We start from the raw sequence: 15,097 nt of genomic DNA, 5'->3' as shown, positions 1-15,097 counted from the left end.
ATTCACAAATCTTCTTAGAAGCTACCTTTTACAACAACTTCAGACAGTGGGAAACGTCCTGATGGACGTGCTGGTACTTGTGCCTTACCTACGCTAATAAGCAGGGTTGGCAGGTAACGTGCCGGAATATTGAATTGCTCGATCAATTGTGCTGGAATGAAACCGCCCATTGCGCAAGTGTCGTAGCCCAGAGATTTAGCAGCCAGCATAATGTTTTGTGCTGCAAAAGCAGAGTTCAGGATAGCTGCATCGCGAGCTACTTGAGGGTTTTGGTACGCGCCGTTGATTTGACCTACCAATGCGTCACGGATTTCTGCTGGCAGTGCGCCTGCTTCTACCGCTTGATCATAAATGACGGTGTTGCGGTTCGCTTCCAAATCACCCAATATCGCAATCGTAACGGAACTTTCCGCTACTTGACCCTGATTGTAGGCGATAGGCAGCAATTTTTGTTTGTCCGCTTCGCTTTCGATGACAAGGAATTTCCAATGTTGAAGGTTCCAAGCGGAAGGAGCTTCTATCGCCGCAGTCAAAATAGCCTCCAAATCTTCCTCTGGCAATTTAAAATCCTTAACATAGCTCTTTACCGCGTGTCTTTCACTAATAATAGATAGGGTTTCATTTTTTGGACTGCTCGACATTCTAGGCACACTCCTAATTTCGTATGATATATATCTAACTTGAATCCTCATTAACTTCCCAAACTACTGCAATTATAAAAATGATAGTGAATGATGTCAATATGTTTAAGTATGACCCTGCACTCAAAATACAGTACAATACGGATTAAGACATACATATCGGCAGATCCCTGCCGATGGGACAAGACACGGGTGAGTTCATTTTGTTCTCATTTGAATTAAAAAAGGAGCGTTACTATGATTGGATCGTTTAAAAAAACGGATATTGCTTTGTTTGTCGCCTGGGTTGTAGCTTGTGTGGCCACATTGGGCAGTCTGTATCTCAGCGAGATTTTGGGGTATGAGCCTTGTAAGCTGTGCTGGTTTCAGCGCATTCTGATGTATCCCCTGACCATTCTGCTCGGAATTGCATATTTTCGAGGAGATTCGGGGATACGTCGTTACGTCATGCCGTTGGCTATCATTGGAGGCGCGATTTCGGCCTATCATTTTATCATTCAGCGCATCCATGCAGCCGCCAAAGCAGCTGCGCAAACTTCAACTTCCTGCGGCAGAGTATCCTGTGAACAGGATTACCTGAACTGGTTCGATTTTATCACCATTCCTTTTCTCGCACTGATCGCCTTTATCCTTATTATTGCAGCCATGGGTTATATCATGCGTCAGGAGAAAAAATCAGCTCAAGGAGAGGTACAAGCAAAGGAACTCGCATAAGTATGAAAGAGACCTAATTATAGGACCCGTTACCACCAAGAGGCGTATAATCCGCTTGCCCAAGGAAAGACTGTAACTAAATATATCCATTGCATATGTGGTATAATGTAAAAGGTTTGCAGTCTGTCCAATAACGCTTATATTCCTTATAGAGGGGGCCAGTCCATGTTTCATATTAGCACCCCATTGCTGCAATATGGCGCAACCTTCGGTATGATCATAATCGCTATTTCGGCTATTTTCATCCGTATGAAGACAGGTCATCGCCCGATTAATGCCAAAAAAATCATCATTCCTCCGCTCGGCATGAGCACCGGTTTTATGATGTTTGTGGTGCCGGAAGTACGGGTTCCCTTGCTTTGGGCGCTGGGCGCTTTTCTGGTCGGCTGGTTTATTTTTTCTTACCCGTTGATCCGCAGCACCAAATTTGAGTTGCAAGAAGGGCTGGTTTTCGTGCAACGCTCACGTACCTTCTTTTTTATCCTGATCAGCCTGCTGATCATCCGATTGCTGCTGCATGAATTTATTCAGCATTACATTACCATTCCGCAGACAGCAGGGCTATTTTTCATCCTAGCCTTCGGGACCTTGTTACACTGGCGGCTTCGTATGTATTTTCAATATCGTCAGTTCGTTCCGAACGAGGCGGAAGTTCGCATCTGACAAACGGTTTTTTAACATGCATGCTCGCATGTTGCTGTATAGACCAAAAAGACACGTTCTCCCAACAGGAGCCGTGTCTTTTGGTCTTTTTGGTCTATCGTAAGCTACATTACGCAATTCATTAAGGGTGTGCTTTTGTTGTCGTGCTTGAAAACGTCCTACTCTCCTAGGACCCCGCGGTCATCTTGGGGTTAACGCGTTGATGCCGTGCTGCCCGAACGCCGGGCGCCAGACACTTACTGGGAGCTCTCCTTTGTAAACAGCGTGCTGCCGTTTGTGTTATTCTGCGGAGCATAAGCGCCGTCCCAAGTGATAAAGAAGCTTGCTCCAGTGTAGATTTCGCTCAGGGCCTTGTTCCAAAGCGAATAATCGAATTCCTTGAGCTGATTATTGTTGCGATCCACATGGTCGCCACCCACGGCTGGTCCAATTTCGCAGAAGCCATAAGTTTTGCCAAGTCCTTTGATGTCATTGTAAGCCATCTTAATTTCATTGTCATTGGACGGATCGTCGCTGTAGGCGTCGATGCCAATCCAGGTGACATAGCTGGAGCCGGGGTAATAAGCAGCCGCGTTGGCTCCTTTATTAGGGGCATAGACAAAATTGACGTTGGACATGCCATTGGTCGTCACGATGTAATTGTACAGATTGATGTACAGGTTCTTATAGTCCGTCGTGTTTTTGTCTCCCCACCAGAACCAGCCTCCGTTCATTTCATGGAAGGGTCTGTAGTAAACGGGGGATGAGTTAAACTTTTGCAGGCCGGTCACTACATTGTCAACCTGGGCCTTATAATTTTGCAGCCATGCGGGGCTGGACGAATTGATGGATGAAATGTCTGTATTAGCCAAGATCTCGAAATCGGAATCAGACATCGGGGCGTTTACATTTCCACCCTGGGGATTGGGCATGTGGGTGGAAACGGTGACGATTTTCCCCAAGGCTTGGATGGCGGAGGCGCTATTGGAGGTAATGGAGGCTGCATCGGTTCCCCCCTGGTTCCAGTTCAGCAGATCATAGGAGACGATGTCAGGGTTGTAGGTCCAGACAGGACTGGTGTTTACACTTCCGTCATAGCCCAGGAACATGCCTGTATAGTTGATATTGCTCTCCGCGCCTGCCGTCATTGGTAGCGAGAATAATAATGCAGCCCCGGTCAGGGCGCTGATCAAGCTCTTCGTTTTCTTGAATGAATTCATATTGGTAATCCTCCTAATGTTTATATCTTGCTGCTTGTAATCGCAAGACTTAAGGTGTGTTATGCGGGAAACAAGAAGTTATCAAGAACTTATACTCCCTTATTTCCCCAAACACTTTTGACATTCTGACACAATCATCCCTAAGACAATTTTGAATCGCAACCTACATGCTTTTCGTTTTAGCGAGTTAATCTCCATCTTCCTAAAGGAATACGCTTTTGCGACCCTCAATTATATCGACATCAAGGAAAAAAGCTGAAATAGTTCTATTAGAGCAAAAAATAATTCATATAACAACAAACAAACAATTCCTGCAAGGTATGGTAGGGGCTAAGTGTGTAATAAAGGAAATTTTTTCATTTCATTCTTATGAATTGGGATTCAAAATATTGTTATTTTTGTACTATATAGAAGATTCATAATCACACACTTAACGTATCCCGTTATCAATAGCCTAGAAAATAAACACACGTGTAGAATAGTTAGCAACCGCGGATCACTAGCGTCGGCACTCATGAAACGAAAAAAACCGATATTCGGCCTTTGGGCCAAATTCGGTTTTTTAGAGGTGAACTATTATTCGACGCATGTACTAGACTTTTATAGAATGCACGTAGCAAAAGGAACTGTCCCCTGGACAGCCCCTTTTCTGTAATATGTCTAGCCCATTCACCACGGTAGTCTGTATGCTACCGAGGGGTGCCTGCCTTTATTGCTGGGTCAAAATGATCGGGCCATCTGCTGTAATGGCCAGCGTATGCTCGTATTGCGCAGACAAGCCGCCGTCCAACGTGCGTGCGGTCCAGCCGTCCGCGTCAATTTTACTGCGGTATGTGCCTGTGTTGAGCATCGGCTCAATTGTAATGACCATGCCCTCTTTTAAGCGTGGTCCACGGTGCGGCGGTCCGTAATGTGGAACCTGCGGTTGCTCATGCATCTCTTCCCCGATGCCGTGCCCAATAAATTCGCGTACGACCGAGAAGCCTTCCGCTTCCGCGTAGGTTTGTATCGCATGGGAAATATCTCCGATTCGGTTACCGATAACGGCTTGCTCAATCCCTTTATACAGCGATTCCTTGGTAACATCCAGCAGCTTTTGCGCCTGCTCAGACACATTACCCACCGCATACGACCAAGCGGAATCTGCCAGCCAGCCATTCAGGTTCACAACCATGTCGATCGTCACGATGTCCCCGTCCTTCAACGGTGTCTTATTCGGAAAGCCGTGGCAAATCACATCGTTAGGTGAGCCACATGTTGCAAACTGGTAGCCGTTATAGCCCTTTTGCTCCGGCGTTGCGCCATGCTTCTTCATAAAGGATTCTGCGAAAGCGTCGATTTCCAGTGTCGTAATGCCTGGCTTGATCATTTTGGCAATTTCCCGATGGCAAGCAGCCAAAATTTCACCAGCTTTTTTCATATTTTCAATTTGTTCTTTGGTTTTAATGATAATCATTAAACGGTCTCCTTCTTTTCCGTGTTCGTTCCACTTTTCACTGCTTCTTTTTTCTGCTTCTATTGTAACGCTAAAAGCAGCGAAATGGAACCGATGTCAACTGACACCGTTTACAAGGATCTCAAACGGGGTATATAATACTCCATAACTTGTATACCAGTATGCAAAATTATTTCCAAGATAGGAGTATCCTATGAAATATCCAACAACCTGGTTACAGGGCGCATCGCTTGGGGAAAGGATTGCTTGTGAACTTCGGCTTCAGATTATACGCGGCATTCAGACGCCAGGCACTGTTCTATCTGAGAATCAGATTGCTGCCGATTTTGGTACCAGTCGTTCTCCGGTGCGTGAAGCCTTGAAGGCACTCTCGGGCGAAGGACTGATCCGTTTGGAGCGCATGGGGGCGGTTGTCGTCGGCATGTCACCCAGTGATATGGAGGAGCTATTCGATGTGCGAATGCTGATTGAGCATTTTGTTGTACAAAGGTATGTACATAGTGATAATGCCACATTGGTGACTGTTTTGAATCAGATGATTGACAAAATGGAAGTCGCTCTCAAGTACAGGGATGTCGTTGAATTTTCTCTTCAGGATTTTAATTTTCATGAGGCTCTGGTTCTGGAAGCAGGCCATACCCGTATTCTTCATACCTGGAACGGTATGAGACAGCTAATCCTGACGGTCATGTTAGCTGCGACAGAACAACGATTTGCGTCTAACATCGAAGAATCACAAGTCACGATTCACAAACATCGAACCTTTGCAAACGCTTTAAGTCAAGGGAATGCTCAGGAGATGTCAGGATTTATTGAGGAACATTATCGAGATACCCGCAACGCGGTTAACGATAGCGTTCTGTCTCCCTACAGAAAGACATCGTCCTAGCCGCAACATGCGTGACAAAGAGCCGATGTACCGCGCTTTTATGCGTTTCTTGCTGGCGCGGTTCTCTTTTAATTGAAGTTGTCGACAAGTATACATTTGGCTACACATATATGAATAAGGAGGCATTACTTCATGAACACATTATTCGGCTTGAGCCATAACGCGTCCCTGCTCATATGGGCGCTAGTTACCGTCATTCTTTTGATTTTGCTGATTGCCAAATTCAAATGGAATCCCTTCGTTTCACTGCTGCTTTCGTCGGTATTTCTCGGACTGGTTAACGGGATGCCGGGACATGAAGTTACTGCCTCCATCACCAAGGGGCTCGGCAGTACACTCGGCTCCATCGCCATCGTGATCGGTTTAGGCACCATGCTCGGTAAAATGATGGCAGAATCCGGCGGTGCCGAACGCATCGCGACCACACTGATGGATCGTTTTGGTGAAAAACGCGTTCATTGGGCGATGATGATCGTAGGCTTTATCGTGGGAATTCCGGTATTTTTTGAGGTTGGTATTATTTTATTAATTCCCATCCTGTTCACGGTTGCCCGTAAAATGAATATGTCTCTGCTGAAAATCGGTATTCCAATGCTGGCAGGACTATCGACGGTACACGGTCTTTTGCCACCCCACCCGGCTCCGATGATCGCAATTGAAGCCTTTAACGCCAATATTGGACGCACGATAGGATATGCACTCATCGTGGGCATTCCATCCGCCATTATTGCAGGCCCGGTCTTCGGCGCTTGGATTGGCAAAAGAATCATGGTTAGACCTTCCGAGAGGCTGGACGAGCAGTTCAGAAATACGACGGGACGGTCGTTGCCTCCTTTTTGGATTACTTTGTTCACCATTTTGTTGCCTGTTATTCTAATGCTTAGCGGATCAGTCGCTGAAATCGTAGACCCGGCCAATACACATCCGCTCACTGTATTTTTCAAATTCATTGGTGATGAGGTTATGGCATTGCTGATTGCGACCGTGTTTTCTTTTTTCTCGCTAGGCTATGCACGTGGTCTAAAGAAAGAGGACTTGTCCCGTTTTACCAGTGAATGTCTGGCACCAACAGCCTCTATTATCTTAATTATCGGGAGCGGTGGTGCATTTAAAACGGTATTGATTGACAGCGGTGTAGGTCAGGCCATTGCAGCGGTCGCTACAGGAGCCCATATGAATGTGATTGTATTTGCTTTTCTGGTCGCTGCGCTCATTCGTGTAGCCACTGGGTCAGCGACAGTCGCGATGACGACAGGCTCTGGTATTGTCGCACCTGTACTGGCACTTACACCCGGCGCGAATGTCGAACTGGTCGTCCTTGCTACAGGAGCAGGGTCGCTGATCTTGTCTCATGTGAATGACGCCGGTTTTTGGATGATTAAAGAGTTTTTCAATATGACGGTTCCGCAGACTCTAAAATCATGGACCGTTATGGAAACCATCCTCTCCCTGGTCGCTTTCGGTTTGATTATGCTGCTGAGTGTGTTAATTTAACGATAATGAGCTAATAACGGTAAGTGAAGGGGAGATTGAATATGACAGACACCCGATATATGATCGGCGTCGATATCGGTACAACCAGTACCAAAGCGGTGCTGTTCGAAGAAAACGGCAATATTGCCGCCCAGCACCATGTGGGCTATCCGCTCCATACACCTGAGCCGGATGCGGCAGAACAGGACCCGGAAGATATTTTCAAAGCTGTCGTGACGACGGTGCAAGAGGTCATGAAACAAAGCGGAGTATCAGCCGAGCATGTGCTGTTCGTCTCCTTTAGTTCGGCCATGCACAGCGTACTGGCGGTGGATAAGAACGGCAAACCGCTGACCGCCTCCATCACTTGGGCAGATAACCGTAGCGCCAAATGGGCCGAAGCGCTCAAACATGAATACAACGGACACGATATTTACTTACGTACCGGAACGCCCATTCATCCCATGTCACCGCTAACGAAACTGATGTGGATTACGCGGGATTTACCGGATGTTGCGGCCCAGACGTACAAATTCATTTCCATTAAGGAGTACGTCTTTGCCCGGTTATTCCACCAATATGTCGTGGACCACTCGATTGCCTCTGCAACCGGACTTATGAATTTGCAGCAGCTGGACTGGGACGAGGAAGCACTGCACATTGCAGGTGTGACGAAGGAGCAGCTATCCGAGCTGGTGCCGACAACTCATGTGCTCAAAGGGCTGGATGAGACCTATGCGCATGACATGGGTCTACTGAAGACGACTCCTTTTGTGATCGGGGCCAGCGACGGTGTCTTGTCCAACCTCGGTGTGAATGCGATCAAACCTGGAGTTGTCGCGGTTACCATCGGCACCAGCGGAGCCATCCGTACCGTAGTTGATAAGCCGCTCACGGATGCCAAAGGGCGCTTTTTCTGTTACGCCTTGACCGAAAAGCTGTGGGTCATCGGCGGCCCGGTGAACAACGGAGGTATAGTCTTCCGCTGGATTCGGGATGAGTTTGCAGCCTCTGAGGTGGAAACGGCCAAACGACTGGGACTTGATCCATATCATGTGTTGACCCAAATTGCGGAACAGGTACGTCCTGGCTCCGACGGTCTACTCTTTCTTCCGTACTTATCCGGTGAACGTGCGCCCCTGTGGGACCCGAATGCTCGCGGCTCCTTCTTCGGTCTGTCCCTGCGTCACAAAAAAGAGCATATGATTCGCGCCGCTCTGGAGGGTGTGCTGTTCAATTTGTATACCGTCATGCTCGCCATGGAAGAAGTCATCGACAGACCGTCAGTCATTCATGCCACTGGTGGATTTGCACGCTCGGAGCTATGGAGACAGCTCATGGCGGATATTTTCGATCAGGAAGTCATTATCCCCGAAAGTCTGGAAAGCTCGTGTCTGGGCGCAGCTATACTGGGCTTGTACGCGCTGGGACGGATTGATTCGCTGGATGCTGTGTCCGGTATGATCGGTACCACTCACCAGCACAAACCTGTAGCAGAACACGTGGATATTTATCGCGATTTACTGCCGATTTATATCCGCATTTCACGTAAATTCGAAGAAGAGTTCAAGGATATTGCGGAATTTCAGGCCAAGTCCCTACAATCTTAAATTAGTGGAACCTGTTCTAACGCTGCTGCGTATTACCGTTTTATAAAAACCTGTCTATGTCAGTTGGGCAGGGTAAGAAGGAGGATTAGACGATGCTCAAACAATTACTGCACCGCCTGCTACATTCCACCTCTCATTCTCATAAGCGGCGATACAGCAGCTCAGACCGTTATTACGAACGTGAACGTAAACGCCATTCTTCTTCAGACGGTTACAAGAATAGCCACAATGGGCACCGATATTACAAGGATAAACGCCGTCATTACTCCAGTTCTTAGCCAAACAACAAGAAGGAGCGACGGAATAGAGCGTAACACAAGAAGCATGCCACAGGCTTCTTCAAACCCTATAAAGCGAAGACCCTTCTCATCTAAAGGGCCTTCGCTTTATTGTTGTGCGCCCTTCGTTATGCAGGGCAACATCTGTGCATTTTACAGGAAATCGGTTATGACCGAAATTACAGAAACAGGGTTTTAGAGATGATCACCAGCAAAATAAACAGAACAAGAATCGCTCCTACAGAGGTCCATGCTCCTACGCCGCAACCCATACCGCCTACTCCACACATATGACTCATTTACAACACTCCCTTCGCTCATTTACAGGATCATTGTATGTAGACCTGGTCAAATGCGTAAGGGGGGCATTCCCCCATTTTTGTGGCGAATGCCTGTTTATTTTTAGGGACTAACGTTATGGGTTAACCTCTAGCAGCAACAATGCTTCCTCCAGCTCTTGCATAAACTGTCGGCTATTCTCATAACGTGGCCGAATCTGAAAAAGACGCTCCAGCACATGACGCACAGGTGAACTCAGTTTCAATTCTTCCTGCCAGCTTGCCGGCGGTTGATCCGACTGAGGCTCGTAACTGCTATACAGCATAAAAAGCATTAAATGTCCGACATCGTACAAATCGCTGTAGACGGCGACATCTTGTCGCTCGGGTGCGCGCTTTTCCAGCATGGATTCGGTAAATACATCCTCCTGTCGCTCTCCCACCGCCAGAGCAAGACCAAAGTCGATCAGGTAAGGCTTCCCCTCGCGGTGAATCACATTGGGAATGCGGATATCCCGATGGATATAGCCCCGTTCATGCACATGCAGAACTCGCTCCATTAACTCCAAAATGTAGACAACGCATTCCTGTTCTGTAAAGGAACGCTCCTGTTCAAATATAAGCTCCTCCAGCGTCATGCCAGAGATGTATTCCATGACCACATATATTCCGTTCGAATGCTCGACACTTTCGAGTAGCTTCGGAATATAGGGGTGTTCCATCTGCCGCATAATATGAGCCTCGCGCTGCAATAGCTGAACTGCCTTCGTCCGTTTGCTCGGTCTGGGCAATTTCACCGCCACCTCTTGTCCGCTGTTCCGATCCAAACAGAGATAGGTCAGACCATAGCTCCCCATGCCTAAAAGCGAACAAACATCATAACGTCCGCTCAGCAAGTCACCAGGCTGTTTCGGATAATCCATCCATGATTCATATGCGTTCCGCAACCAAGCAAACATACTTATATCCTTTCCTCTACATGCCGCATCAACGTTTCTTGTGTGGCTTGTTCTCGTATTCTTGTATTCCGTTATTATACCATCCACGATAAAAGACCATCAGAACCGGGAAGGTCTGATGGTCTTTATCAGAAAAGATGCTGATTATGCCTCTCTGCGTCTGCGCGGTGTCAGACCAAGCCAGGACAACAACGAACTGCGCGATTTTCGTTGCCTGCCCTGGTAGGTACGCAAATTCGTAATTAACTGCCGGTCCCGTTCCTCGTCGATCCTTTCTTTCATCCAGCGTTTTTGGTCCTCCAGTTGGTTAGACAGGTTGATATTCTTTTCCACCAAACGGCTGTGCTCTGCTTCCAGCTCCTCCAAACGGCTCCGCATTTCCAACAAAGCGTTTTGCACCATGTCCTGCATCTGTGCCAGTTCCTGTGGCTCTACGGACTCCTGCGTTTGTACGGATACAGGCGCTTGTTCCAATCTATACTCAATGGTAGATGCCAAAGTCTGGAACTCCTCCTGCGACTGTAGCTGCATGGGTTCCTCTGACAGTTCCTGAGCATTCATTTCATCCTGTAACTCTGTCAGTTCAACCGTAGCAGCAGCTTGCGCCTGCATGACCGTCTCTTCCCTGCCCTCAGCCGCCGCCATTATTTCTTCCCAAGTTGCGGTCAGTGACTCAGCATCCGAGATGGGTGGCAAGCGGAATTCTTCATCCTCCATTTGAAAGGGAGCGGTCACTCTCTCAAGCACCACCTGAACCGCCTGCTCCATCGTCATATGCTGTTCACGCAATGCCCTCCGCATCACCTTCAAGCACTCAACATCCTCAGCACTGAACATTCTCGATTGATTCGCGGAACGCTGAAACACATACCCTTGCTCCTCCAGCGCCGCTGCATATTTACGAAGGGTACTCGCCCCGATTCCCAACTGCTTTGCTGCTTCCGTCGTCGATTTGCTTTCTTCCATTTAATCATTACCTCCCCGGATGGTATGGAAAGAAATTAGCTTGTATATGTAGAATTCGCGAAATCCATTGGAAACCCTTTGGCAAAAATGTTCTAATATTGCAGACTGTTAAGAACCTTTGTCATAACGGAATATTTGTAGAAATACAAGAAACGACATTGCAGAGAATACTTCTGTTTCATGTACCCTTCAGACTCTTTAATGAGCGTCACATAAATGTCACACTTTTATGATTTCTATGGCACCATTCCTACCATCAACATAGTCCATGTTATAATTTATACAGCGGTCACCTTAAATATAAATTGAAACGTCCTCTCCTACCTTCCAGTAAAAGTATTGATAATTTACGTTCATTCTACAATTAATCCTAGAAAGACACCTCTATTCACAGTTGATTTTTAATTTTCCAGAATGGAGACAAAAAAATGGATATTTTCAAAAGATCAGCAATATGTTATGTTATGTAACGTAAAATGGATTTCAGGCATAATTTGTAGCATATTAACGTTCGCTGGAACGAGGAGGCAACATAGATGAAGGGGAAGGCAAGGAAAGTAGCTATTGTCGGCGCGGGAATGGTCGGTTCGAGCTGTGCCTACTCAATGGTTAATCAGTCCATTTGTGATGAGATCATGATGATTGACCGCACGTATGATCGGGCTTTGGCCCATGCACTGGATCTGTCCCATTGTATGGATTTTACGTCCACACGTACCAAGGTACGTGCAGGCACGTATGCAGACTGTACGGATATGGACGTTGTGATTATAACGGCTGGAGCCAACCCTAAACCGGGTCAAGACCGCCTATCTGTGCTGGATGACGCAGTGCTTATTACCAGAGAGATTGTAACAGCGATTATGGAGGGTGGCTTCGACGGTATATTCGTCATTGCCGCTAATCCTGTCGACATTGTAACGTATATGGTACAAAGTATATCCGGTCTGCCGCGCAACAAGGTGATCGGCACGGGCACCTCCATTGACTCATCCCGACTCAAGACGTTGCTTTCTGAAGTATTTTCCATAGATCCACGTAGCGTACAAGGGTATGCGCTTGGCGAACATGGCGAATCCCAATTCGTTGCCTGGTCACACGTAACGATTGGCGGCAAGCCGCTTTTACACATTTTGCGTCAGCATAAGGAACGATTCAGCCACGTCGATCTGGACGACATTGCCCGTAAGACCAGGGATGCAGGCTGGGAGATCTTCACCCGCAAAGGCGCCACTTATTTTGGTATTGCCAATGCGCTGGCGTATATTACACGTTCCATTTTAAATGATGATGGTAAAATTATAGCGGTCTCTGCTGTATTGGACGGCGAGTACGGGCACACCGATGTCTGCACGGGTGTTCCGGCGATTATCGGCAGCAGAGGAATTCAAGAGGTCATCGAGCTGGAGCTAAGTCCGGAAGAACAAGCGAAGTTCGACGCCTCTTGCCACTTTATCAGCAATAATATCCGTGCCATTTCAGGCTTAGTGTAAACCAATAGCACAGTAAAAAAACTTCTTACCCTCATTGAGGATAAGGAGTTTTTGCAATCCCCGTATTTCGCCCTATATCTCTTTATAACGAAATACTGTCAGTCCCGCCAACAAAAACACGACAAAACTACCTAGTACCACCGTCAACAGTGTGTCCGTTGGCACCATGAACGCCCCGAAGTTGTCTCTTCCACTCGGCATCATCGCCAATAAAGGCTGTGTCCATGGATAGTACGGACCGTAGGTTTGAGAATTGGCGACCAGAATATTCGGCACGGTGAAGACGAAATTCAACGCAAGCGGTGCGGCAAAGCTGGACCACAGGAAGGACACCATCAACTGCAACGCAGCCAGCGGCAGGCAGGCTACCCAGCCGGCGAGCAAACTTTGAGCGATCACGGCCCATGGAATCGGTCCGTTCATGTCCTGCACAGCTCCAACACCCAGCAACGCTCCTCCGAACAGTAGCTGGGTCAATCCGACCATAGCCATAATGATGGTCAGCTTGGCCGCATACAGACTCGTGCGGGACAATGGCAATGACATCAGCTGCTTCCAACCGCCGCCCCCATGCTCGAATCGGCAGACCAGAGATGCAAATACGGCGGTCAGCATCGGCATGAACAGCAGCGCATGAACTGTAAGCATGGCAGACAACAACACCTGCCAATTCCCTCCCGGGTTTGCCAGCAAACCAATCAAGACGGCAATCGCCGGGCTGACGAGCGCAAGGAGCCAGACGGGCGATTTCGCCATTTTCATACGTTCAACAGAAAGCAGCCATACATATCCTCCGAACATTACGCCACATCCTTTCGGCTAAAATGGGCCGCTGTCAGCAGGCTGAGAAGCACAGCTGTTCCGCACCCGACGGACGCAAACATCCACGCTTGAGGTGCAACCCATGCGAATTGAGGCCAGGCCAACGGAAACCATTCGGACAGCTGTGAAGCAAACAAGCTGCCGATGCCTAACGTAATGCCCAGTGTTACAGGCAGAGCCTGATTATGGAACGTGACCGTTAACCACAACAATAATACGAGCATAGGCAGCGTGCCGCCTAAAGGCCAAAATCCAAGCCGCAGTAATTCTCCAATCGGCGCCGGCTCTCCCCCGAAGCCGAGTAGCATGCCCAGTCCCCACGTCCCTACCGTCAGGAGTACACAGGACACACACAGCATCCCGATCGCCAGCGTCAGCTTGGCCATATAGACGCTGAATTTGGAAATCGGCAAGGCCAGTAGCTGCTTCCAGGAATTAGACATATGCTCTACATTCGCCAACATGGAAGCGACCATGGTGGCTCCTAACACTAGCGCAAGGGGGACAAACATAGCGATGTTATCCATCAAGGATTCCCACAAATGGCCCTTGTATCGCGGAATCAGATAGTCATAGCGGAGTCCAAAGTTCAGTCCCTGCATCGCCACTAGCCCAAGGGGACCGAGAAACACCAGGAACCAGATTCCCTTTCTGCGCGCTTTGAGCAGATCCGCAGTCAGCGCCCGCAGCATCATAAGGAAGCCCCTCCTTTGCCCACCACCTGCATGAACATATCCTCCAGCGATTTGCGGCGTTCCTCCACACGGTATACGGCATGCGTATTTTCGACCAATCTTCTGACCAGCAGCGCAACAGCCGCATCATTCATGTTCTCGAAATCCAGCGCCGATCCGTCCTTCACCGAATGGTAGCCCTGCTCACGTGCAATCAATTGGGCTGCTTCCGGTTCCGACACTACGATCCGAATTCCGCCTGCGGATTCCTGACGGAGATTATGAATCGTATTTTGAAAAACCAGCTCTCCTTCACGGATAATACCCACGGTATTCGCCATATGCTCTACCTCGCTCAACAGATGGCTGGACACCAGTACGGTGATCCCCCGTTGCTTGGGCATCGCCTGAATCAATGTGCGCATTTCCTGAATACCCTCTGGGTCCAAACCATTCGTAGGCTCATCCAAAATGAGCACTTCGGGATTCCCAAGCAGGGCTGCTGCAATACCAAGTCTCTGCTTCATGCCCAGCGAGTAGCCTTTGACTGGACGTTTGGCATGCTTGGTCAGTCGGACGACCTCCAACACTTCCGCAATGTTTTGCTTGGGTACATTCAAAATACGGCGAATGGCCTCCAGATTTTCAATTGCGTTCAAATGACCATAATACGAAGGATACTCCACCAACGAGCCGACTTTACGCAAGATATCGAGCTTATGTCTGCGAATATCTTTGCCGAATATACGGATCGTTCCTCGAGTTGGGCGAATAAGTCCAAGCAGCATGCGGATCGTTGTCGTTTTCCCCGCTCCATTGGGACCCAGAAATCCGTAAATATCTCCCCGAGCTATTTTCAGGTCCAGCTGATTAACCGCCGCGCGGCCTTTGTATATTTTGCTGAGACTGTTCGTTTCAATAATGTATTCGTTCAATTTCCTCACCTCGACACCTATCGTAACGTGCCAAGTTTAAAGCCAAG

At 48.1% G+C, this 15,097-nt stretch carries 16 protein-coding genes; 7 read left to right on the top strand and 9 right to left on the bottom strand.

Annotation, left to right across the window (positions count from 1 at the left end):
- Positions 1–14: 14 nt before the first annotated feature.
- Positions 15–641, bottom strand: a complete 627-nt coding sequence (locus tag KAI36_RS02370; protein ID WP_220026824.1) for a nitroreductase family protein — start codon at positions 639–641, stop codon at positions 15–17.
- Between the two features lie 237 nt (positions 642–878).
- On the opposite strand from KAI36_RS02370, the gene KAI36_RS02365 reads away from it, so the two are divergent.
- A complete protein-coding gene (locus KAI36_RS02365) occupies positions 879–1,355 on the top strand; it encodes a disulfide oxidoreductase (RefSeq protein ID WP_220026823.1) in 477 nt (158 codons plus the stop codon).
- 165 nt (positions 1,356–1,520) lie between these two features.
- Complete coding sequence (locus tag KAI36_RS02360; RefSeq protein WP_220026822.1) at positions 1,521–2,018, top strand: CcdC family protein; 498 nt, start codon at positions 1,521–1,523, stop codon at positions 2,016–2,018.
- A 236-nt stretch (positions 2,019–2,254) separates the two neighbouring features.
- Here KAI36_RS02360 and KAI36_RS02355 read toward each other — a convergent pair whose 3' ends face one another.
- Both KAI36_RS02355 and map read right to left on the bottom strand, forming a co-directional pair.
- Positions 2,255–3,217 carry a glycoside hydrolase family 26 protein gene (locus tag KAI36_RS02355; protein ID WP_104497382.1) on the bottom strand — a complete coding sequence of 321 codons (963 nt, stop codon included), beginning with the start codon at positions 3,215–3,217 and terminating at the stop codon, positions 2,255–2,257.
- Positions 3,218–3,926: 709 nt separating this feature from the next.
- Positions 3,927–4,673, bottom strand: a complete 747-nt coding sequence (gene map, locus KAI36_RS02350) for a type I methionyl aminopeptidase (RefSeq protein ID WP_007428495.1) — start codon at positions 4,671–4,673, stop codon at positions 3,927–3,929.
- A gap of 193 nt (positions 4,674–4,866) precedes the next feature.
- Here map and KAI36_RS02345 point away from each other — a divergent pair, with 193 nt between their 5' ends.
- The 4 genes from KAI36_RS02345 to KAI36_RS02330 all read left to right on the top strand — a co-directional run bounded on the left by KAI36_RS02345 (position 4,867) and on the right by KAI36_RS02330 (position 8,923).
- A complete protein-coding gene (locus tag KAI36_RS02345; RefSeq protein ID WP_220026821.1) occupies positions 4,867–5,562 on the top strand; it encodes a GntR family transcriptional regulator in 696 nt (231 codons plus the stop codon).
- Between the two features lie 132 nt (positions 5,563–5,694).
- Complete coding sequence (locus KAI36_RS02340) at positions 5,695–7,056, top strand: GntP family permease (RefSeq protein ID WP_220026820.1); 1,362 nt, start codon at positions 5,695–5,697, stop codon at positions 7,054–7,056.
- A gap of 41 nt (positions 7,057–7,097) precedes the next feature.
- The gene (gntK, locus tag KAI36_RS02335; protein WP_103046763.1) at positions 7,098–8,645 is read left to right on the top strand and encodes a gluconokinase; all 1,548 of its coding nucleotides are present in this window, start codon (positions 7,098–7,100) and stop codon (positions 8,643–8,645) included.
- A 92-nt stretch (positions 8,646–8,737) separates the two neighbouring features.
- Entirely contained in the window at positions 8,738–8,923 is a 186-nt protein-coding gene (locus KAI36_RS02330; protein WP_061831157.1) for a hypothetical protein, read from the top strand.
- A 179-nt stretch (positions 8,924–9,102) separates the two neighbouring features.
- Here KAI36_RS02330 and KAI36_RS02325 read toward each other — a convergent pair whose 3' ends face one another.
- From KAI36_RS02325 to KAI36_RS02315, 3 genes are all read right to left on the bottom strand, one after another.
- Complete coding sequence (locus KAI36_RS02325) at positions 9,103–9,222, bottom strand: hypothetical protein (protein ID WP_013369112.1); 120 nt, start codon at positions 9,220–9,222, stop codon at positions 9,103–9,105.
- Between the two features lie 116 nt (positions 9,223–9,338).
- A complete protein-coding gene (locus KAI36_RS02320; protein ID WP_220026819.1) occupies positions 9,339–10,160 on the bottom strand; it encodes a serine/threonine protein kinase in 822 nt (273 codons plus the stop codon).
- Positions 10,161–10,304: 144 nt separating this feature from the next.
- Positions 10,305–11,126 (bottom strand): MerR family transcriptional regulator, encoded by an 822-nt coding sequence (locus KAI36_RS02315; protein ID WP_220026818.1) that lies wholly within the window; start codon positions 11,124–11,126, stop codon positions 10,305–10,307.
- Between the two features lie 536 nt (positions 11,127–11,662).
- On the opposite strand from KAI36_RS02315, the gene KAI36_RS02310 reads away from it, so the two are divergent.
- Entirely contained in the window at positions 11,663–12,619 is a 957-nt protein-coding gene (locus tag KAI36_RS02310) for an L-lactate dehydrogenase (RefSeq protein ID WP_028541197.1), read from the top strand.
- A 72-nt stretch (positions 12,620–12,691) separates the two neighbouring features.
- Here KAI36_RS02310 and KAI36_RS02305 read toward each other — a convergent pair whose 3' ends face one another.
- Genes KAI36_RS02305 through KAI36_RS02295 form a run of 3 tightly spaced genes read right to left on the bottom strand, consistent with a single transcriptional unit; the run spans position 12,692 to position 15,050 of the window.
- Positions 12,692–13,420: an ABC transporter permease gene (locus tag KAI36_RS02305; RefSeq protein ID WP_220026817.1), complete on the bottom strand. Its 729-nt coding sequence runs from the start codon at positions 13,418–13,420 to the stop codon at positions 12,692–12,694.
- Positions 13,420–14,136 carry an ABC transporter permease gene (locus KAI36_RS02300; protein ID WP_220026816.1) on the bottom strand — a complete coding sequence of 239 codons (717 nt, stop codon included), beginning with the start codon at positions 14,134–14,136 and terminating at the stop codon, positions 13,420–13,422. Before KAI36_RS02300 ends, KAI36_RS02305 begins: the two co-directional genes overlap by 1 nt.
- Positions 14,133–15,050: an ABC transporter ATP-binding protein gene (locus tag KAI36_RS02295; RefSeq protein ID WP_103046757.1), complete on the bottom strand. Its 918-nt coding sequence runs from the start codon at positions 15,048–15,050 to the stop codon at positions 14,133–14,135. Before KAI36_RS02295 ends, KAI36_RS02300 begins: the two co-directional genes overlap by 4 nt.
- Positions 15,051–15,097: the final 47 nt, after the last annotated feature.

This window comes from Paenibacillus sp. S02 (genome assembly GCF_019454065.1).
Lineage (GTDB): Bacteria > Bacillota > Bacilli > Paenibacillales > Paenibacillaceae > Paenibacillus > Paenibacillus polymyxa_B.
Note: the sequence above shows the minus strand (reverse complement) of the source record. Positions and strands in the feature narration are given on the sequence as shown.